The sequence below is a fragment of the Shewanella polaris genome (genome assembly GCF_006385555.1).
Lineage (GTDB): Bacteria > Pseudomonadota > Gammaproteobacteria > Enterobacterales > Shewanellaceae > Shewanella > Shewanella polaris.
Genome location: NZ_CP041036.1, coordinates 2,439,466 through 2,459,933, shown reverse-complemented (window position 1 = coordinate 2,459,933; position 20,468 = coordinate 2,439,466). Strand labels below are relative to the sequence as shown.

General features: G+C 41.0%; 13 protein-coding genes and 2 pseudogenes. 13 read left to right on the top strand and 2 right to left on the bottom strand.

Going from position 1 to position 20,468, the window contains the following annotated elements; translation table 11 throughout:
* The first annotated feature begins 698 nt into the window (after positions 1-698).
* From FH971_RS10700 to FH971_RS10675, 6 genes and pseudogenes are all read left to right on the top strand, one after another.
* Complete coding sequence (locus FH971_RS10700; RefSeq protein ID WP_137227001.1) at positions 699-1,343, top strand: GntR family transcriptional regulator; 645 nt, start codon at positions 699-701, stop codon at positions 1,341-1,343.
* A gap of 54 nt (positions 1,344-1,397) precedes the next feature.
* Positions 1,398-2,276, top strand: a pseudogene (gene prpB / locus FH971_RS10695) (methylisocitrate lyase).
* Between the two features lie 104 nt (positions 2,277-2,380).
* Positions 2,381-3,505: a bifunctional 2-methylcitrate synthase/citrate synthase gene (gene prpC / locus FH971_RS10690; protein ID WP_140234284.1), complete on the top strand. Its 1,125-nt coding sequence runs from the start codon at positions 2,381-2,383 to the stop codon at positions 3,503-3,505.
* 87 nt (positions 3,506-3,592) lie between these two features.
* Complete coding sequence (gene acnD, locus FH971_RS10685; RefSeq protein WP_167496007.1) at positions 3,593-6,184, top strand: Fe/S-dependent 2-methylisocitrate dehydratase AcnD; 2,592 nt, start codon at positions 3,593-3,595, stop codon at positions 6,182-6,184.
* An 89-nt stretch (positions 6,185-6,273) separates the two neighbouring features.
* Positions 6,274-7,443, top strand: coding sequence for a 2-methylaconitate cis-trans isomerase PrpF (gene prpF / locus FH971_RS10680; RefSeq protein WP_140234283.1), 1,170 nt, complete (start codon positions 6,274-6,276; stop codon positions 7,441-7,443).
* A 472-nt stretch (positions 7,444-7,915) separates the two neighbouring features.
* The gene (locus FH971_RS10675; protein WP_240778279.1) at positions 7,916-10,102 is read left to right on the top strand and encodes a cation:proton antiporter; all 2,187 of its coding nucleotides are present in this window, start codon (positions 7,916-7,918) and stop codon (positions 10,100-10,102) included.
* Positions 10,103-10,194: 92 nt separating this feature from the next.
* Here the strand turns inward: FH971_RS10675 and bcp are convergent, their stop codons facing one another.
* Positions 10,195-10,662: a thioredoxin-dependent thiol peroxidase gene (gene bcp, locus FH971_RS10670; RefSeq protein ID WP_140235569.1), complete on the bottom strand. Its 468-nt coding sequence runs from the start codon at positions 10,660-10,662 to the stop codon at positions 10,195-10,197.
* Between the two features lie 86 nt (positions 10,663-10,748).
* Positions 10,749-11,285 carry a glycine cleavage system transcriptional repressor gene (locus tag FH971_RS10665; protein WP_137227006.1) on the bottom strand — a complete coding sequence of 179 codons (537 nt, stop codon included), beginning with the start codon at positions 11,283-11,285 and terminating at the stop codon, positions 10,749-10,751.
* Positions 11,286-11,567: 282 nt separating this feature from the next.
* Here FH971_RS10665 and dapA point away from each other — a divergent pair, with 282 nt between their 5' ends.
* From dapA to FH971_RS20550, 7 genes and pseudogenes are all read left to right on the top strand, one after another.
* Complete coding sequence (gene dapA / locus FH971_RS10660; RefSeq protein WP_140234282.1) at positions 11,568-12,452, top strand: 4-hydroxy-tetrahydrodipicolinate synthase; 885 nt, start codon at positions 11,568-11,570, stop codon at positions 12,450-12,452.
* Between the two features lie 4 nt (positions 12,453-12,456).
* The gene (gene bamC / locus FH971_RS10655) at positions 12,457-13,554 is read left to right on the top strand and encodes an outer membrane protein assembly factor BamC (protein WP_137227008.1); all 1,098 of its coding nucleotides are present in this window, start codon (positions 12,457-12,459) and stop codon (positions 13,552-13,554) included.
* Between the two features lie 511 nt (positions 13,555-14,065).
* Positions 14,066-15,148, top strand: a complete 1,083-nt coding sequence (locus FH971_RS10650; protein ID WP_137227009.1) for an efflux RND transporter periplasmic adaptor subunit — start codon at positions 14,066-14,068, stop codon at positions 15,146-15,148.
* Positions 15,145-18,240, top strand: coding sequence for an efflux RND transporter permease subunit (locus FH971_RS10645; RefSeq protein WP_140234281.1), 3,096 nt, complete (start codon positions 15,145-15,147; stop codon positions 18,238-18,240). Before FH971_RS10650 ends, FH971_RS10645 begins: the two co-directional genes overlap by 4 nt.
* A gap of 246 nt (positions 18,241-18,486) precedes the next feature.
* The gene (locus tag FH971_RS10640) at positions 18,487-19,005 is read left to right on the top strand and encodes a hypothetical protein (RefSeq protein WP_140234280.1); all 519 of its coding nucleotides are present in this window, start codon (positions 18,487-18,489) and stop codon (positions 19,003-19,005) included.
* 188 nt (positions 19,006-19,193) lie between these two features.
* Positions 19,194-19,658 (top strand): hypothetical protein, encoded by a 465-nt coding sequence (locus tag FH971_RS10635; protein WP_140234279.1) that lies wholly within the window; start codon positions 19,194-19,196, stop codon positions 19,656-19,658.
* Between the two features lie 349 nt (positions 19,659-20,007).
* Positions 20,008-20,295, top strand: a pseudogene (locus tag FH971_RS20550) (transposase); the annotation flags it as partial.
* Positions 20,296-20,468: the final 173 nt, after the last annotated feature.

The window sequence follows — 20,468 nt, the reverse complement described above, 5'->3', positions numbered from 1 at the left end:
ACTTGTGTCAGGATTGTTTTTCAACATATATGACGATTAGGCTGTCACATTATCATTAGCCTAAAGTGGCTAAATGTTTATTTTTAGCCATAAACGGCTAAATTAGTCATGTATGCCATCATGCGCTCTGCGGTCATCACAACTTTAATCGGGGCTAGTCTCATTGGGTTTAGATGTAAAATTGAAGTGATAAAAAAACAATAAAAAAAGGCCTCTATATCAATAGAGGCCCAATAATCTTATTCATAATAAAAGCGATACCTTTAATCAGCCTCTATCCCCATTCCCATAGCAGATAGAGGCTGAGTAAAGTCACCAAGCATTGAGTAGACATTCAATTGTAACTCATCAATCTATGACCAATCAGTTTGCAATCAAATAACGCCAAAGTGTGTACCAAAACGAATAAACGTCAGCGAATTATAGTTATTAAAAGGGGGATGCCACTGACGTTATCCTATTATTAATTTTGCTCCAACTTTGCCATTGCGACAATTGAATATCCTCTATCTGCGGCATTTTGTCGCAGGGGGAGTCTTCCCTGTAAACCTCTCTACATTAAGTGCAAGACAAAATTTACTCGTCAAGTAAACTATTGTCGACAATAAGGGCCTTTTTTGCTTGTTATCTATTCGATAGGTGTTATATTGTCGACAACTTGTTGTGATAGATCAATTTTAAATGCCTAGGATACAAGCATGAACCAGCCGATTACTTCTGCAGATAAGACCTTTGTAGCCCTTAGAGACGATATAGTCGAAGGTCGTATTCAGGCCGGCTCTAAATTGAGCGAAACTGAATTGTCGACAAAGTATGCCGTGAGTAGAGCCGTGATCCGTGAAGCCATTAACCGATTAGAGTCGTGCCATATTGTTGAGCGAAAAGCCAACGTAGGGGCTCGTGTGGTTGCGTTATCTCCACAAGGGTTGATAGAGCTGTATCAAGTTCGTGAATCACTTGAAGGTATGGCGGCACGTTTAGCGGCGACAAATATGAGTGATAACGAAATTGCTGATTTAAGTGCTTTATTACAATCTCACTTTGATGAAGTTAAAGGTGGCAAGTCTTATTACCAAGAAGCTGGCGATGTTGATTTTCATTATCGGATTATTTTAGGCAGTAAAAACAAACACCTAATTTCAATGTTGTTTGATGGTATTTATCATTTAGTGCGCATGTATCGGGTGCAACTTGGCATGGCAGGTCCTCGTGTGACAACTGCCTATGATGAACACAAACACATTGTTCAGGCCATTTTAAATCGTGACGCAGAATTAGCCGAAATGCTGATGCGCCGCCACATTATGTATTCTAAAAACAGTATTGAACATAAATTATCGTAACGACTTATCTGTGGCGTTAGTGTCCACGGTCTTAATTGCATAGAGGGAAATATCATGAGTGCAGGTAAAAAATTTCGTCAAGCATTAGCTAACAACAAACCACTGCAAATTGTCGGTACCATTAATGCTTATGCCGCCATGATGGCAAAGCAAATTGGTCATCAAGCGATTTACTTATCTGGCGGCGGCGTGGCTAACGCTTCTTATGGTTTACCCCGATTTAGGCATGACATCACTAACTGACGTGCTTGTTGATGTGCAGCGTATTACTTCAGCCTGTGATTTACCTTTGCTGGTGGATATTGATACGGGTTGGGGGGGGGCATTTAATATTGCCAAAACCATTCGTGACATGGAAAAAGCCGGCGCTGCAGCGGTACACATGGAAGACCAAGTGGCACAAAAGCGTTGTGGCCATCGCCCAAATAAAGAAATTGTCCCAGTAGAAGAAATGGTCGATCGTATTAAAGCGGCCGTTGATGCCCGTACCGATCCTGACTTTTTCATTATGGCGCGCACAGACTCATTTGCTCAAGAAGGGTAGAAGCCGCTATTGAACGTGCTAAAGCGTATGTGGCAGCGGGTGCTGACGGTATTTTTGCTGAAGCGATTCAAACAGAAGAGCATTATCGCGCCTTTGCTGAGGCTTTAGATGTGCCTATTTTGGCTAATATTACTGAATTTGGCCAAACTGAATTATGGAATAAGCAACAATTAGGTGAGTGGGGCGCTGCAATGGTGTTGTACCCATTGAGTGCATTCCGTGCGATGAACAAAGCAGCTGAAAATGTTTACAGCGCAATTTTAACCGATGGCGACCAAAAAGCAGTGGTTGATACCATGCAAACTCGTATGGATTTATACGACTATCTTGGTTATCACGATTATGAACAAAAATTAGACAGTTTGTTTGCGGAAGGCAAAAATAAATAGCAGCCTCAGTACAACAATAAGACTCGATTACAATTAAAATAACAATAGCCTACAACCGCGATTTAGCAGTGCTAAATCGCGAAAAGCAAAAGAAGGGAAATATCATGGTAGACAAGAAATTATCAGGCGCAGGATTACGCGGTCAGAGTGCTGGCGAAACAAAATTATGTACTGTTGGTAAATCAGGTTCAGGCCTAACGTACTGCGGCTACGATGTCTCTGATTTAGCCGATAACGCTACCTTTGAAGAAGTCGCTTATTTATTATTTAATGGTGAGTTACCAAACCAAGCTCAGTTAAGTGCTTACAAAACCGAATTAAAAGCACAGCGTGATTTACCTGATGCTCTTAAGTCGGTATTAAAACTTATTCCTGCTGATGCACATCCAATGGATGTAATGCGAACGGGTTGCTCGTTTTTAGGTAATCTTGAGCCAGAAGTCGATTTCACTCAGCAACACAAAGCGGCAAACCGCTTATTAGCCGCATTCCCGGCCATCATGTGTTATTGGTACCGTTATACTCATGACGGCGTAGAAATTGATTGCACCACAGATGAAGATTCTTTGTGTGGTCATTTCCTCAAATTACTTCGTGGTGAAACGCCGTCAGAAATGCATCGTAAGGTAATGGATGTGTCGTTGATTTTGTATGCTGAGCATGAATTCAACGCATCAACCTTTACCGCGCGTGTATGTGCCTCAACATTATCTGATATGTATTCTTGTGTTACTGGTGCGATTGGTACTTTACGTGGTCCACTACACGGTGGTGCTAACGAAGCGGCGATGGATATGATCCAAAAGTTTAGCTCACCAGCAGACGCTAAAGAACAGATGGCATCGATGTTAGAGCGCAAAGAAAAAATCATGGGCTTTGGCCATGCTATTTATAGTGTGTCTGATCCACGTAATGTGATTATTAAGAAGTGGTCTGAAAAACTGGCTCACGAAAACGGCGATACTTCTTTATACGACATTTCAGTCGCCTGTGAAGAGTTTATGTGGGACACCAAAAAGCTATTTTGTAATGCAGACTTCTTCCATGCTTCTGCTTACCATTTTATGGGTATTCCGACTAAATTGTTTACGCCGATTTTTGTCTGTTCACGTTTAACGGGTTGGGCTGCACACGTGATGGAGCAGCGTTCAAATAACCGTATTATTCGTCCAAGTGCAGATTATGTGGGAAGTGAGCCTCGTAAAGTGGTGCCTATTAGCCAACGTTAATCAGTTTGCCGAGTCTCATTATGATGACTCGGTTTTTTTCGATATAGATTAGCGCTTATTACTTTCATATTTATTGTGGATGAAGTTATGAATACTCAATACCGTAAAGCCTTACCTGGCACCCAATTAGATTATTTTGACACCCAAGAGGCTGTTGATGCAATTGAGCCTGGTGCCTTTGCCAAGCTTCCTTATTGTTCTCGCGTGTTTGCCGAGAACCTAGTGCGTCGTTGTTCGCCAGAGACGCTTACTGATTCCTTAAAGCAATTGATTGAGCGCAAAAGTGATCTTGATTTTCCGTGGTATCCGGCTCGCGTGGTTTGTCACGATATTTTAGGCCAAACCGCATTAGTCGATTTAGCGGGGCTGCGTGATGCGATTGCTGAAAAAGGCGGTGACCCATCAAAAGTAAATCCCGTAGTACCGACTCAATTGATTGTAGATCATTCATTAGCGGTAGAATATGCGGGTTTTGACAAAGACGCCTTTGAAAAAAACCGTGCCATTGAAGACCGCCGTAATGAAGACCGTTTTCACTTTATCAATTGGACTAAAACGGCGTTTAAAAATGTTGATGTTATCCAACCGGGTAACGGCATCATGCATCAAATTAACTTAGAGCGTATGTCACCTGTGGTGCATGCACAAAACGGTGTTGCATTTCCTGACACCTTAGTCGGCACCGACAGCCATACACCTCATGTAGATGCATTAGGCGTGATTGCCATTGGTGTTGGCGGTTTAGAAGCTGAAAGCGTCATGCTCGGCCGTGCATCTTACATGCGTCTGCCAGATATTATTGGTGTAGAGGTTACGGGTAAGCCGCAACCGGGCATTACAGCAACCGATATAGTACTAGCGTTAACAGAATATCTTCGTGCGCAAAAAGTTGTGTCATCTTACTTAGAGTTTTATGGCGAAGGGACTACCCATTTAACCCTTGGCGATCGCGCGACCATTACGAACATGACGCCAGAATACGGTGCCACTGCCGCGATGTTTTATATTGATAGACAAACTATTGATTACTTAACGCTAACCGGTCGTGACGACGAGCAAGTTAAATTAGTCGAAACCTATGCAAAGCAAGCGGGTTTATGGGCTGATACCTTAACAAACGTAGTTTATGAACGGGTACTGCATTTTGATCTATCTTCTGTTGGGCGTAACATTGCTGGGCCGTCAAACCCACATAATCGCGTACCCACATCAGAATTAGCCGCTCGTGGCATTAGTGGCGTGGTTGAAAACGAACCCGGTAAAATGCCCGATGGTGCTGTGATTATTGCTGCCATTACCAGTTGTACTAACACCAGTAACCCACGCAACATGATTGCCGCAGGTTTATTGGCTCGCAATGCTAATGCTCGTGGTTTATTACGTAAACCTTGGGTGAAATCATCACTTGCGCCAGGCTCTAAAGCAGTACAATTGTATTTAGAAGAAGCGGGGTTGTTACCTGAACTTGAAAACTTAGGTTTTGGCATTGTCGGTTTTGCCTGTACCACGTGTAACGGCATGAGCGGCGCGCTCGATCCGGTGATTCAACAAGAAGTAATTGATCGCGACTTATACGCCACTGCGGTGTTGTCGGGCAACCGTAACTTTGACGGTCGTATTCATCCTTATGCCAAACAAGCATTTTTAGCATCACCACCCTTGGTTATTGCTTACGCCATTGCTGGTACGATTCGTTTTGATATTGAAAAAGATATCTTAGGCATCGATAATCAAGGCCAAGCGGTTACGTTGAAAGACATTTGGCCAACCGATGAAGAAATTGATGCAGTTGTTAAAGCAAGCGTTAAGCCTGAACAATTCCGTAAAGTCTATGAACCAATGTTCGACATTAAAGTCGAGTATGGCAGCCACGTAAATCCACAATATGATTGGCGTCCACAAAGTACTTATATTCGCCGCCCACCTTATTGGGACGGAGCCTTGGCGGGTGAGCGCACCATGAAAGGTATGCGTCCATTGGCAGTGCTTGGAGACAACATCACCACAGATCATTTATCACCATCCAATGCGATTATGCTCGACAGTGCTGCTGGAGCATATTTACACAAAATGGGTTTGCCAGAAGCAGACTTTAACTCTTATGCCACTCATCGAGGCGATCACTTAACTGCGCAACGTGCCACGTTTGCTAACCCTAAACTGTTTAACGAAATGGTTCAGGAAAACGGTAAGGTTAAGCAAGGATCACTTGCGCGTGTAGAGCCTGAAGGCAAAGTGACTCGCATGTGGGAAGCGATTGAAACCTATATGGAACGTAAGCAGCCACTGATTATTATCGCTGGTGCGGATTATGGCCAAGGTTCGTCACGTGACTGGGCGGCCAAAGGCGTGCGTCTTGCAGGGGTAGAAGTGATTGTTGCTGAAGGCTTTGAACGTATTCACCGCACTAACTTGGTGGGTATGGGCGTATTACCGCTTGAGTTCACTGCAGGCCATAATCGTCATACTTATCATATTGATGGTACCGAAACCTATGATGTGGTTGGTGAACGTAAGCCGGGTGCAATGTTACAAGTTATTATGACCCGGAAAAACGGTGAGCAAGTGACTATTCCGGTTAAGTGTCGTGTTGACACTGCCGAAGAATTGTCAATTTATGAAGCTGGTGGTGTATTACAACGTTTTGCTCAGGACTTTTTAGCCAACGAAACCAAGTAATCATGTGATTTTGTGCCTTATTTAACCGGCAGCTTATAAGCTTATTGATGGCTTGCCGGTTTGGTCTTTTGTTATTTTAGGAATATGTGATGGCTCATTTACCACAAATGAAAATTCCAGCGACTTATATGCGCGGCGGCACCAGTAAAGGGGTATTTTTCAGTTTGACTGACTTGCCTGCAGCCGCTCAAGTGGCTGGCGCTGCCCGCGATGCAATATTACTACGTGTTATTGGCAGTCCCGATCCTTACGGTAAACATACCGATGGCATGGGCGGAGCAACGTCAAGTACCAGTAAAACAGTTATCTTATCCAAAAGTACTCAAGCTGATCATGATGTTGACTATTTATTTGGTCAAGTCTCGATTGATAAACCATTTGTCGACTGGAGCGGAAACTGCGGTAATTTAACCGCAGCGGTGGGATCATTTGCAATTAGTAATGGTTTAATCGATCCAAGCCGAGTGCCTGAAAATGGCACCGCAATCGTGCGTATTTGGCAAGCTAATATTCATAAAACCATTATTGCTCATGTCCCTATTACCAATGGTGAAGTACAAGAAACCGGTGATTTTGAACTTGATGGTGTGACGTTTCCCGCAGCTGAAGTGCAAGTGGAGTTTTTAAACCCTGCTGACGGTGACGGCGCTATGTTTCCCACAGGTAACGTGGTCGATAAACTTGACGTGCCAGGCGTTGGGAGCTTTAACGCCACCATGATTAATGCGGGCATTCCAACGATTTTCATTAATGCAGCAGATATTCAGTATCAAGGTACTGAGTTGCAAGATGACATTAATAATGATGATAAAGCCTTAGCCATGTTTGAAACCATTCGTGCTTATGGTGCAGTAAAAATGGGCTTAATCGACCATATTGATGAGGCTGCAGCTCGTCAACATACCCCTAAAGTGGCCTTTGTTGCACCTGCTGCGAATTATATTTCATCCAGTGGTAAAGCGGTTAATACTGACGATATCGATCTAGTCGTGCGGGCATTGTCTATGGGTAAACTGCATCATGCGATGATGGGAACCGCAGCGGTGGCGATTGGCACTGCAGCCGCTATCCCTGGCACATTAGTTAATTTGGCTGCCGGTGGTGGTGAACGTAAAGCCGTTCGCTTCGGTCATCCTTCTGGCACGCTTAGAGTGGGAGCAGAAGCAGAATTAGTGCAAGGTCAATGGCAGGTTAAAAAAGCCATCATGAGCCGTAGTGCACGAGTATTAATGGAAGGTAAGGTACGAATTCCTCAATAATATCGCGGTTTATGCTTATAAAAACCTCAGCAAAAGCTGAGGTTTTTTTGTTTCTGAGCGAATTGAAGCTAAAAAACAAACGATTAGGGTGTATGGTTATAGGACTATTTGCTCATTTAAATCAGATATTTACTCATCTAACGTTTAAATGGTATAAAATGTGATATTGGTCAAAAAAGTCTTGATCCCTTGGTTAAATTAGTATGTTATATGCTGAATTTTGTCAGCCATATTTGTTGAACAATGTTTTTAAGCGCTGACATACAAACGTCATATAACGATGGGTTATTTATGATGTAATAAAAAATCAAACGGATGAATAATAGTGATTAATTGCTATTGATTATTTTACTAAATCAGCTTGGCATACCAACAATTATGCTGACTGCATTTAGAGTTGGATATTAAATTAAGCCGCATTGCTTTTTAGTGTTAGTGATGGGCAATGAGAGCAATACAAAAGGAAATGATTATGGTTGAACACATTACAGGTATGCTGGCTTTAATCGGCGTGCTATCACTTTTGTGTCAATGGGTGGGTTGGAAATTACGTCTACCCGCAATTTTACCACTTTTATTGTGTGGATTATTGTTAGGGCCAGGGTTAGGGATCCTCGATCCTGATGAGATCTTTGGCGATTTGTTGTTTCCTATTATTTCGTTAGGTGTTGCGGTCATTTTGTTTGAAGGGGCATTGACGCTCAACTTTAAAGAAATTAAAGATCACGGCAGAATGGTGACTCACCTCGTTACCATAGGTGCTTTTATCACTTGGGCCTGTATTGCGCCTGCTGCACATTATCTGCTTGGTTTTGACTGGGCAATTGCGATGTTATTTGGTGCGTTAGTGGTAGTAACAGGGCCGACAGTGATTGTGCCTATGTTACGTACCGTGCAACCAAAATCCAATTTAGCCAGCATTTTACGTTGGGAAGGTATTATTATTGACCCCATCGGTGCCTTACTTGCGGTATTAGTCTTTGAGTATATCGCTGTCACTGCCGATCCTACTTCGCACGTGCTACATGCACTGGGTCTAACTTTACTGCTTGGTTTTGGCTTAGGCGCGGCTGCGGGTTATTTAACGGGTTTAGCGATTCGTAAAAACTTATTCCCGCATTACCTGCTTAATACCGCGGTATTGACTATCATGCTTGGTGTATTTGTTGGTTCAAATATTCTTCAAGAAGAGTCTGGTTTATTAACTGTGACTGTAATGGGTATTTTGTTAGCGAACATGCGCGGTGTCGATATAGCCGATATTCTCGAGTTTAAAGAGACGCTAACAGTATTATTAATTTCGGCATTATTTATTTTACTCGCCGCAAGATTAGACTCTAATGCAATGATAGATCTTGGTTTTGGTGGTCTAGGGGTTCTATTAGTTGCGATGTTTATTGCGCGTCCATTAAGCATTTGGATTTCTGGTTTAGGTACCAATTTAACGTCAAAAGATAAGTGGTTTTTAAGTTGGGTTGCCCCTCGCGGTATTGTTGCTGCGGCCATTTCATCGTTATTTGCGATCAAATTAGAATCAGTTGGCTTAGAAGGTGCGAGTTCAATTGTACCTTTAGTATTCTTGATTATTATCGGAACCGTGGTGATTCAAAGTTTAACCGCGGGTCGCTGGGCTAAGTATTTAGGTGTAAAGGATGGTTCTAATCAAGGTTTATTAATTTTCGGGGCATCTAAATTTTCACGTGAATTGGCTTCAATTTTGATATCTAAAAACATTAAAGTCATTTTAGCGGATAATAACTGGGACAGTATTCGTGAAGCGCGAATGAAAAATATTCCGGTATATTTTGGTAATCCAGCTTCAGAGCATGCTGCTAATTATATGGATTCAAGTGGCATTGGCCGAGTATTAGTGATGTCTCCTTACCGTCAGTTAAATCCGTTGGTGACTTTTCACTTCCAAGATTTATTGGGATCAGAAAAGGTCTATGGTTTAAACAATGGTGACAGCGCTAGCGCTCGTCATCAGTTGTCAGAGTCTTATCTAAAGCGCTTATCTTTGTTTGGTGAGAATATCTCTTACGCCAAAATTGCCAGTTTAATGGCAAAAGGTGCAGTATTAAAAATCACTAATATTACCGAAAACTTTACCTTCGAACATTTCAAGAGTCGCTATGGTGAAACTGCATTGCCGTTGGTTTACTTAACCAAAGAAGGTAAAGTGAAAGTGATATCTGGTGCTGAAACCGTTAATCTACCTGTGGGGATAGAGTTAATTAGTTTATTGCCTCAGGAAGCGCAAGAACAGGCAATTATTCAACGTGAATTAAATGAAGAGGCCGATCGCCAAGCCAAAGCATTGGCCGACGCTGAAGCTAAGGCGGCCGCTGAAGCAAGAGCTGTACGCGAAGCAGAAGAAGCTGAGCAACGTGCCATTGATAAAGCACAACGTAGAGAAGATGAATTGGCACAGTTTGAAGCTGAAGAAAAAGCCCGCTTATTAGCTGATGAAGAAGCTACATTAATTAAACAAGAAGCTGCGGAACTAGCAAAAATCAAAGCTGCTGAAGTGAAAGCGAAAAAAGCTGCAACCGTTAACGATGTTAAAGAACCAGATACTGTGGCGGATGATAAAGCTGACGATACTATGGCCGACGATAGCAAGACTACTGAAAATGACAATTCACCAAAAGAGAGTTGATCATTAACTGACTTGAGTGGAGTTGTTTGTAATAAAAAGGCTTAGCAAATTGCTAAGCCTTTTTATTACGCGTTATCAAGCTAAATAGCAGCTTATTTTTCTAAGCTTGCTAATACAACTTCGTGATGATCTTTCGTTTTGAACTTGTTAAGTACATGGCTAATTTTGCCATCAGTACCGACGATAAAACTTAAACGATGAATGCCGTCATAAATTTTACCCATAAATTTTTTCTCGCCCCATACCCCAAATGCGTCAGCAACAGCATGGTCTTCATCACTGAGTAATGTGAAGTTTAATTGTTGCTTTTCCGCAAACTTAGCCAACTTTGCTACTGGATCTGGGCTGATGCCAAACACTGTGACATGTTGCTCATCAAGCTGGGCTTTAATGTCGCGTAGGCCTTGTGCTTGTACCGTACAACCTGGAGTCGAGGCTTTAGGATAGAAGTACACTAAAACAGGGCCTTTAGTGAGTGTGTCTTGTAAAGAGACTGATTCACCAGCTTGATTCTGTAGGGTAAATTTTGGCGCTACGTCGCCAACTTGTAATGTGTTCATCATGTTTCCTTTATCTGATCGTTATACCTTTATGTCGTCGACCTTATTACGTCAACTTTAGCGATAAAGTTCATTACTCTCTAAGGTTATTCTATTGCAATGCCTTGCATGCGTTTGATTGTGCACTCTAAAGACATTGATTCGGCCAGTTCATATATACCTTGTTCAAGTTTCAATAAATTCACTTTGTCGGGAATGTTTATGGCTAATATAATCGATTGAGTTTTAAGATTATTATTGTCATCAGCGTGAGAACGTACAGCGGCTAAATCAAGTCCCCTGTCGGCCAAGAACTGAGTGATACTTTTCATGGTACCGCGCTGGTCTTCGCCATTGAAAATCACTTCAATACGAGAAACAAAGTTCTCAGGGGTATGTTTAGCGGTTCGCTTCATTACCGTCATGAGCTCAAGCTCGACACTCAAACTGGGTAATAAGCTTTCAATTTTTGTTATATCAGACCAAGAGCCTGATATCATCATAATTAGGGTAAATTCATTACCAAATAATGCCATACGACTGTCGACGATATCGCAATCACATTCACTTGCTAAACGCGCTAAACGACTGACTAATCCCGGACGATCTGCGCCCATTGCCGTAACGACCAGATAATTGGTCATGGATTTTCCTCACTTGTTGATATCGTAGAGCGAAAACTTATGCAAAGTATATAAGTTTTGGTGGGGTGTTAATGCTATCATTTTTCACTAAAACACCTCAATATAGTAACCTATATCACTCACATAAATGTGATTATTTTTTAGCTCTATGGCATTAAAGATGCTAGGTTACGTGGCAATAAATATCTTAAATGACTTATTTCAGATTATGGTTACCGTAGAGCTTGTCATTATTGGTTGGCATCAGTAACATAGCGAATCCTGAAACCGTGGGGAAGATAGATGATAAACGGAAGCATCGTAGCCTTAATCACTCCAATGAACAGTGATGGCACAGTAGATTATGCAAGCCTAGAAAGACTTGTTGAGTTTCATATTGAACAAGGTACTGATGCTATTGTTGCTGTCGGTACTACTGGCGAGTCAGCGACTTTGCCAATGAAAGAACATGCCAATGTGGTTAGTCAAACGGTTAAGTTTGCAGCGGGTCGCATTCCTGTTATTGGTGGTAATGGTGCCAATGCCACTGCAGAAGCAATTGATTTAACTAAATCAATGCAAAACTCAGGTATTGTTGCGATGCTTGGGGTGACACCTTATTACAATAAACCAACGCCTAAGGGATTGATTGCCCATTATACGGCCGTTGCTGCAAGTACTGATATTCCGCAAATTCTTTATAATGTACCAGGTCGTACCGCCGTGGATATGAAGCCTGAAACTGTCGCTGAATTGTCAACTGTGAGTAATATTATTGGTGTTAAAGAAGCCACTGGTGACTTAAGCCGTGTGGCACGTTTACGTGAATTATGTGGTGATGACTTCTTACTTTTCAGTGGTGATGATGCGACTGCGCGTGAGTTTTTGTTGCTGGGTGGTGATGGCATTATTTCCGTCGCAAATAATATTGTGCCACGTGCTTTTAAAGCAATGTGTGACGCGGCGATAGCCAACAATGCACAATTAGCTGCAAAAATTGATCAGCCATTAACCGGAATATATCGGTCTTTATTTTGTGAAGCGAACCCAATCCCAGTCAAATGGGCTGTTCATCGTATGGGCTTGATAGCTAATGGTCATATCCGTTTACCTTTAACTGAACTTTCTGAGCAGTTTCATGGTCTGTTAATAGAAACAATGAAACAAGCTGATATTGAGGTAGAATAAATTCATGTTGAAGAAAGTCACTCCGTTACTACTAGTTGCAGCTGTTTCAGCTTGCAGTACACCATTAGATCGCCGTCAAGCCAACGGTTCTGATGAATTCGTTAATGCTGAATCTATACCATTACTGACTATTCCAGAGGGTTTGAACACACCTACTTATAGCAAAGAGTATGATATTCCTGCTGTGGGTAAAGACGTTAATAAACAGTTAGTGGGTAAAAATCTTGATATACGTGCACCATTGCAAGTATTGCCAATGGCAGAAGGCACACACATAGAAGAAAGCAGTGATAACATTCGAGTGGTAATAGAATCAATTGAAAGTACCACTGATTTAAAACAAGAAATCTTTGATGTTATCGATGGTTATTTAGCTAAAAATAATATTGCTATTCGTAATGAAGATTATGATGCTGGTTTTATTGAAACCGATTGGATTGAAAATGATGAAATCATTGAATCTAACTGGTGGAGTAGCGATAAGGTATATCAACTTCGTCAACGTTACCGTTATCAGGTTGATGTGAAACCTCATGGACGTTCTGGCTTTGTGTCGATTGATTTGGTTGAACATCAAGAATTTTACGATGATAAAGATCAACAAATATTATTAAGTGGTGAAGACAAACGTCGTTACACCACCGATATGCTGAATAATGCCATTGCTTATATGAGCATAAAACGAGATCAAGCTATTCGAGCTGCTCGCATTCAAAAAAGCTTAGGTATTAAAGTTGATTTAATGACTAATCCTACAGAACCTGCTTATTGGTTAGCTGATGCAAACTTTAATTCGGTATGGGATCGTTTACGTATCGTGTTACCGGAAATGGGTTTCGATGTTGTTGACATGAACAAGAGCGAAGGTTTGTTTTACATTAACTTGCAAGAAAGTGGTGGTTTCTGGAGCTCTTTGTGGAGCGAAGAAAAATTGTCATTGAAAAAAGGCAGTTATCGTTTGATGCTTAAAGAAACCGATAATGTCGATCAGACCAAAATATTATTACATGATTTAGAAGACAAACCGTTATCAGATGAGTCAGTTACCGAAGTGTACAATATTATTTCTGATTTAATGCAAGAAGACCGTAAAGTGCGTTAAACTTTTCGATTAACTCGTTTTACTAAAAAGAGACGCATTGAGCGTCTCTTTTTTATTTTATATATAGCCTATCATCGGTTTAAACTATTCTCATATTGACAGTCAATACACTTAATATGTCAATTAGTCACAATCATTAATTTATACAAATGAATCGTCTTAAACATTGGGTGATTCATGCGTTCATCTGCTTAATTGGCATGTAGTCATGCTTCGCTTCCATGTTCTTAATCTGCTTATGTTAGCTATTTGTCACAACATGTGTCGGTAATTATCTCTTAACATAACCATTTTATTTTAAATATGCATATAGGTGCTGTTTTTTGCATAGATAGTAATTATTTATCTAAATAAATGCATATTAAAATAAAATACACTATCTGTTTACTATGTTGGTAATTTGTAAGCAAAAGTAAAACGACTTGATGTAGATTCATTGCTAAGTACAATTACAGTAACTTAATAATCAAACATAGAATTCATTTAGGCTTCAATGCCTACGGACTTACAAATGAAAAAGATAATCATACTGATTGCCATCGCATTAGCTTCATTGTCGGCTTACTATTTAATGTCGCCTAAAGAGGCAATGGTTAAACGTCCGAGACCTATCCCTAATGTCGTCGTCGCCAAAGCGGCAATTATGCCTATTCGAGATGAAGTACAAGCTTTAGGTACAGGTAAAGCCTTTGAATCCATCATTGTTACATCTAAAGTCACCGACATAATCACTCAAATAAATTTCAAAGACGGTGATTTGGTTGAAAAAGGTGCGTTGTTAGTACAATTAAGAAATGACGAACATAAAGCTAAATTGGCTGTCACTGAAATTAAACTTGTTGAAAACCTTAGAGAGTTAGACCGAATCCGCTCACTGGTAACCAGTAAAACCATTGCAGAATTAGAACGCGACCGTTTGCAAAGCTTAATTGACACCACTCGTGCAGAGGTCTCGCAAGCTAAAGCTGCGTTAAATGACCGAGTTATTAAAGCACCATTTGCGGGGAAACTCGGTTTACGCCAAGTCAGTGTCGGCAGTTTAGTCACTCCTGGAGAGCAAATTAGTACCTTAGATGATGTCAGCAAAATCAAATTAGATTTTTCTGTACCAGAACGATTTATTCAGGAATTGCAGCCAGGTAAATTAGTAGAAGCTAGAGCCGTTGCCTACCCAGACCGTATATTCAAAGGTGTGGTGACGTCTATTGACAGTCGCGTCAATCCGGCTACTCGAGCGGTCATTGTGCGTGCCGTTATGCCAAATGATGATTACAGTTTGTTTCCTGGTATGTTGATGAAAGTGAAATTAATAAAAGAAAGCCGTGAGGCACTGTTATTACCCGAAGCCGCTATTATCCCTATTCAAAGCAAACATTTTGTTTATATTGTTAACGAAGACAATAAAGTCGTACAGCAACAAGTCACCTTAGGCACGCGTACTCGCGGTTGGGTTGAAATTACTCAAGGTCTTGAAGTCGGCCAGCAAGTGATTATCCGTGGTATTTTGAAGGTTCGTCCAGATGATGAAGTTAAGGTACAGCAAGCTGAAAACTTTAAGTTTGTACAGGTTGAAGGTATGGAGACGTCAGCATGATATTAACTGACTTATCGGTTAAAAGACCTGTATTAGCTTCAGTTATTAGTATATTGCTGATTGTATTAGGTTTAGTGTCTTTTGGTAAATTGCCGTTACGTGAATACCCGAATATCGATCCCCCCATAGTTTCTGTAGAAACCAGTTATCGTGGTGCGAGTGCCTCAGTGGTCGAAAGCCGCATCACCCAGCTAATTGAAGACAAAATTAGTGGTGTTGAAGGCATTCGTCATATTAGTTCATCAAGTAGTGATGGCCGTTCAAATATCACCATCGAATTTGATATTAATCGTGATATTGAAGCCGCTACAAATGATGTTCGTGATCGTATTTCTAGTTTACTAGAGCAGCTCCCTGAAGAAGCTGACGCGCCATCGATTTCTAAAGCAAACGGCAGTGATGAAGTTATCATGTGGCTGAATTTGGTCTCCGATCAAATGGATATCTTACAGTTAACCGATTACGCCAATCGTTATTTAGTTGACCGTTTCTCGGTTATTGATGGTGTATCAACCTTGCGTTTAGGTGGCGGTAAGGTGTACGCCTTACGGATTTGGATTGATCGCCAAGCGTTAGCATCGCGTAACTTAACTGTGTCAGATGTTGAAGCCGCGCTTCGTGCTGAAAACGTTGAATTACCCGCAGGTTCGATAGAATCAAAAGACCGTCATTTTACCGTGCGTTTAGACCGAGTATTTAAAACTGCTGAGGATTTTTCTAACTTAGTGATCACTGAAGGAGATGACGGGTATTTAGTAAAACTGGGTGATGTGGCTAAAGTTGAAATAGGCTCCGAAGAAGAACGTATTATCTTTAGGGGCAATACAGAATCGATGATTGGCTTAGGTGTCAGTAAGCAGTCGACTGCTAATACTCTTGAAGTGGCGCGAGCTGCCAATGCCTTAGTCGATAAACTTAATCCAACATTACCAGCAGGTATGGAAATTAAACGTGCATACGACAGCTCGGTATTTATTGAAGCATCGATTGACGAGGTATATCAAACCCTATTTATTGCGATGATTTTAGTTATTATAGTGATTTATCTGTTCTTAGGCTCTGTAAGGGCAATGTTAATTCCTGCCATTACCGTTCCAGTGTCTTTGTTAGCCACGTTTATCGTACTTTATGCATTAGGGTACACCATCAATCTATTGACCTTACTGGCGATGATCCTAGCTATTGGTATGGTGGTTGATGATGCAATTGTCATGTTAGAAAACATTCATCGACGTATTGAAGAAGGTGACTCACCACTTAAAGCAGCTTTTCTGGGGGCGCGTGAAGTGGCTTTTGCCGTAGTGGCAACCACTTTGGTATTGGTTGCTGTGTTTATGCCCATTACTTTCTTAGAGGGCGATTTAGGTAAGCTGTTTAAAGAGTTTGCCGTCACTATGAGTGCCGCGGTGATATTTTCGAGTATTGTCGCACTAACACTTACGCCAATGATGTGTTCTAAATTACTCAAGCCTGCTGAGCAAGATCCTTGGTTAGTTAAACAAATCGATAAAATGATGACAACTTTATCTGGCTGGTATTTAGCCAGTCTAAAAACGGGGATGAAACGCCCTGTATTGGTGTCGTTAGTTGTGCTTATTGCTTTTGCTCTGAGTGGATATTTACTCAATAAAATCCCCCAAGAATTTGCCCCTCAAGAGGACCGTGGTTCGATGTTTTTAATCGTGAATGGACCTCAAGGTGCTAGCTTTGAGTACATAGAGAAATACATGGACGAAGTGGAAGGGCGCTTAATGCCTTTGGTTGAGAGTGGTGATATTAAGCGGTTATTGATCCGCGCACCACGTGGTTTTGGGGCTGGATCTGATTTTTCAAATGGCATGGCCATTATTGTATTAGAAGATTGGAATGAACGTCGTAGCGCTAACGAAATTATTGGCGATATACGCGGCCGATTAGCAGATTTGGCTGGCATAAGAGCGTTTCCTATTATGCGCCAAGCATTTGGACGAGGTGTAGGAAAACCTGTGCAGTTTGTACTTGGTGGGCCAAGCTACGAAGAATTAGCCGAATGGCGTGACATCATGCTGGAAAAAGCGAAAGAAAATCATAAGCTCATTGGTTTAGATCACGATTATCAAGAAACTAAACCTCAATTACGTGTGGTGATAGATCGTGAACGGGCGGCGGATTTAGGCGTATCAATTTCTCATGTTGGCAGAACATTAGAGTCAATGCTGGGATCTCGTTTAGTCACCACTTTTATGCGCGATGGTGAAGAGTACGATGTGATAGTGGAAGGTAATCGTGATAACCAAAACACAGCCACTGATATGGAAAACCTCTATGTTCGCTCGGATCGCTCACAAGAGCTAATCCCATTATCAAACTTGGTTACAGTGGAAGAGTTTGCCGATGCAAGTTCGTTAAATCGATATAATCGAATGCGTGCTATTACCTTAGAGGCCAATTTGGCAGATGATTATACTCTGGGTGAAGCGTTAGATTATCTCAATGATCTTGCTACAACTTATTTGCCTGCAGAAGCGGTTATCAGCTATAAAGGACCATCGTTGGATTACCAAGAGTCGGGTAATTCAATGAACTTTGTCTTTTTACTTGCTTTGGGTATTGTATTTCTAGTATTGGCTGCGCAGTTTGAAAGTTATGTTCACCCTATGGTGATCATGCTCACGGTACCACTGGCAACCTTGGGTGCACTGGTAGGTTTATGGTTAACAGATCAAAGTATCAATATATACAGTCAAATCGGTATTATTATGCTGGTAGGGTTAGCCGCTAAAAATGGCATTTTGATTGTTGAATTCTCAAATCAACTACGTGACCGTGGTGTTGAATTTCAACAAGCTATTTTACAAGCTTCAACGCAACGTTTAAGACCTATCCTTATGACCGGTATTACCACAGCAGCGGGCGCCATTCCGTTGGTGATGGCGTCTGGGGCTGGAGCTGAAACACGTTTTGTTATTGGGGTGGTGGTATTGTCAGGAATTTTACTGGCGACATTTTTTACCTTAATCGTTATTCCTGTTGCTTATAGCTTGTTTGCCCGCAATAGTAGCTCACCAGAAACAGTAGCAAAACAGCTAGAAATAGAGTTACAGGAAGATTAGTTTTATTGATAATTCCAAATTAGAAAGCCAGCCATTCATATGACTGGCTTTTTTGTTTAAGCGATGGTCCTGTACTGAGATAAGTTGACAGACCATAAAGACCCATGAATGTTGCTGACAGAGATTATGTTAGTAAGCTCAAAATGGGTGGCTTATTTATAATTACGGAGAGGCCGCCAGAATAAAACTCAATGAGCGCCTCAACTTAATAAAGACAGTACAACCTAAAACAACAGGCGGTGGTGAGTGATAAAGTTAACATCAATGTGGGGCTTATCATTAATGCTCCTAACAGCGTGCAGTGGCGTTAGTTTTTTAGGTGCCACAAAATACATTGATACTGGCTACTATATAGAGCGTTGGTTTGTTAATCCTGAATACCAGGAGGAGGTACCGGAAGGCACCGCTTTCTATGGCGCAGCAGCAGATAAGATAAAGTATAGGTATATTGTTAAGTATTACATCTATGATGGGGAAAATGATGATGTGTTAATACCATCCGAAAAAATGTGGGAGGTGAGAAAGAGTGATGTCGATACGCTTGGCAATTGGTATGTTGATAGATTCTTGTACCAAAAAAATGGTGAAGACTATGTGGTTGATGAAAATTATTGGGTTGAGAGGAAAGTCCCCATTCAATATTGCTCTGATGATGGTTGGTGCAAAACCTATATTTCTGACACTTTTGTATACAGTGATGGATTTAAATATGATTTAGATAATGTACTGTATATCAAGAGAGAAGATATTTATAAGTTAGATTGATGGCAAAGTGAGCATTGTTAACGTTTGTTTCGGTTGTAGCTCGTGCAAAGCCTCAACCGATTTAAAGGGTTTAGCGGAGCAGCGCACAGTGATTACAAATGTTCAGACCATAAAGGAGCACAATGTGGCCCAACAAATCCTTAAGTTTATTGCCTTGTTGCCCAGACAGGCGCTGATATTGCTAGTGTGTGTTGGCCTTGGTAGGCTGTGGCTCAACCTCTGTAGAGGTTGATAGCACAGACGTATTTGAAAATGAGTATGGCCGCTTTAGTCCACCAGATAACTGGCTAACCTCAAAAAATGCTAATTGGATATATGAATATGACGGGACACCAGATGAAAATAATAAAAACCAGTGGATTGTCTTAAGCAGTAGAGATTTTCTTTCAACTATAGTTGTTAGTTTTGAATCTTTTAAGGCTCAAAATCAGATGCAGGTAGATGAAGAAGCTTATTTAAAACGGGTTTATAGAATAAAAACTGAGCAAGAAATAAAGAGCGACAAGATGATGAATGTTTATATAAGTGATGCATGGGTGTCTTATCTAGCTAATATAAGATGTACTAATTTTACGACTACTTATGGCAAAGCGTGGAATAAAGGGCATTTCCTATCAAAAGATTATAGTTTCACTTGCACTTATTATGACTGAGTTGAGCAGGATTTTAATGGTCAGCGTGAATTTTCAATTGAATATCGTTTTTTAACGTCAGACGGGGGTAATGAAGATATTCTTAAAGCCAGAGAGCATAAATTAATTAATGGGATTAAAACCATCATGTCCAATTTACAGATTAAAAATATGGATGTAGAACGCATGAAGCGAGAAGGTCTTTATTTTGAAAGTCAGCCATTTTTTGTGCCCGAACACGCCTTGTTACCCTTGTAAATATGCTAAATCCATGGACTTGGCAACGCATAATACTGGACACCCACATTAAATAGCGTGATTTAGCATCATCTACTAGACTCAGTATAAGTGTTAATGCGGGGAGCTTACTATGCCATGCCCTAGAAGAACTCAGATCAGTGTCGAAGACACTCCTTTTTTATAGCTGTTGTAGTCGTGTCGTCCGTCGCACACTCTCTGTTTACTAAGAGTGTGTGGTAATGATACACATTCTGGTAAGAATTTTGAGGATCGTCGTGGCTGGATCGAATCGCGGCTGTATGAACTAGAAGCCGTTTTTGCGATAGATGTAGCCGCTTTTGCAGTGATGTCTAACCACCGTCATGTGGTATTACGCATTGATATTGAGGCTGCAAACTGCTGGACAAATCGAAAAGTAAATATGGCTAATTATTTGTCATCAACAGGATTAATTTTGTGTTATTCCGAGTTCAGGTAAGTTAGTAGCGTGACATTAATAGAATGAAAAGCCAGTCATATAATGACTGGCTTTTCATTTCTTGTTTTATAAGTGAACAATCATAGTTCCAACAAAGAGCCTTAAACTAAACA

Bases quoted from the DNA above. Each gene is read 5' to 3' on its own strand.
- FH971_RS10665 (WP_137227006.1), bottom strand. From the start codon at position 11,285: ATGACCAATTATCTGGTCGTTACGGCAATGGGCGCAGATCGTCCGGGA.
- bcp (WP_140235569.1), bottom strand. From the start codon at position 10,662: ATGAACACATTACAAGTTGGCGACGTAGCGCCAAAATTTACCCTACAG.
- bamC (WP_137227008.1), top strand. From the start codon at position 12,457: ATGTTGAAGAAAGTCACTCCGTTACTACTAGTTGCAGCTGTTTCAGCT.
- FH971_RS10700 (WP_137227001.1), top strand. From the start codon at position 699: ATGAACCAGCCGATTACTTCTGCAGATAAGACCTTTGTAGCCCTTAGA.
- prpC (WP_140234284.1), top strand. From the start codon at position 2,381: ATGGTAGACAAGAAATTATCAGGCGCAGGATTACGCGGTCAGAGTGCT.
- FH971_RS10645 (WP_140234281.1), top strand. From the start codon at position 15,145: ATGATATTAACTGACTTATCGGTTAAAAGACCTGTATTAGCTTCAGTT.
- dapA (WP_140234282.1), top strand. From the start codon at position 11,568: ATGATAAACGGAAGCATCGTAGCCTTAATCACTCCAATGAACAGTGAT.
- FH971_RS10675 (WP_240778279.1), top strand. From the start codon at position 7,916: ATGGTTGAACACATTACAGGTATGCTGGCTTTAATCGGCGTGCTATCA.
- FH971_RS10650 (WP_137227009.1), top strand. From the start codon at position 14,066: ATGAAAAAGATAATCATACTGATTGCCATCGCATTAGCTTCATTGTCG.
- prpF (WP_140234283.1), top strand. From the start codon at position 6,274: ATGGCTCATTTACCACAAATGAAAATTCCAGCGACTTATATGCGCGGC.
- acnD (WP_167496007.1), top strand. From the start codon at position 3,593: ATGAATACTCAATACCGTAAAGCCTTACCTGGCACCCAATTAGATTAT.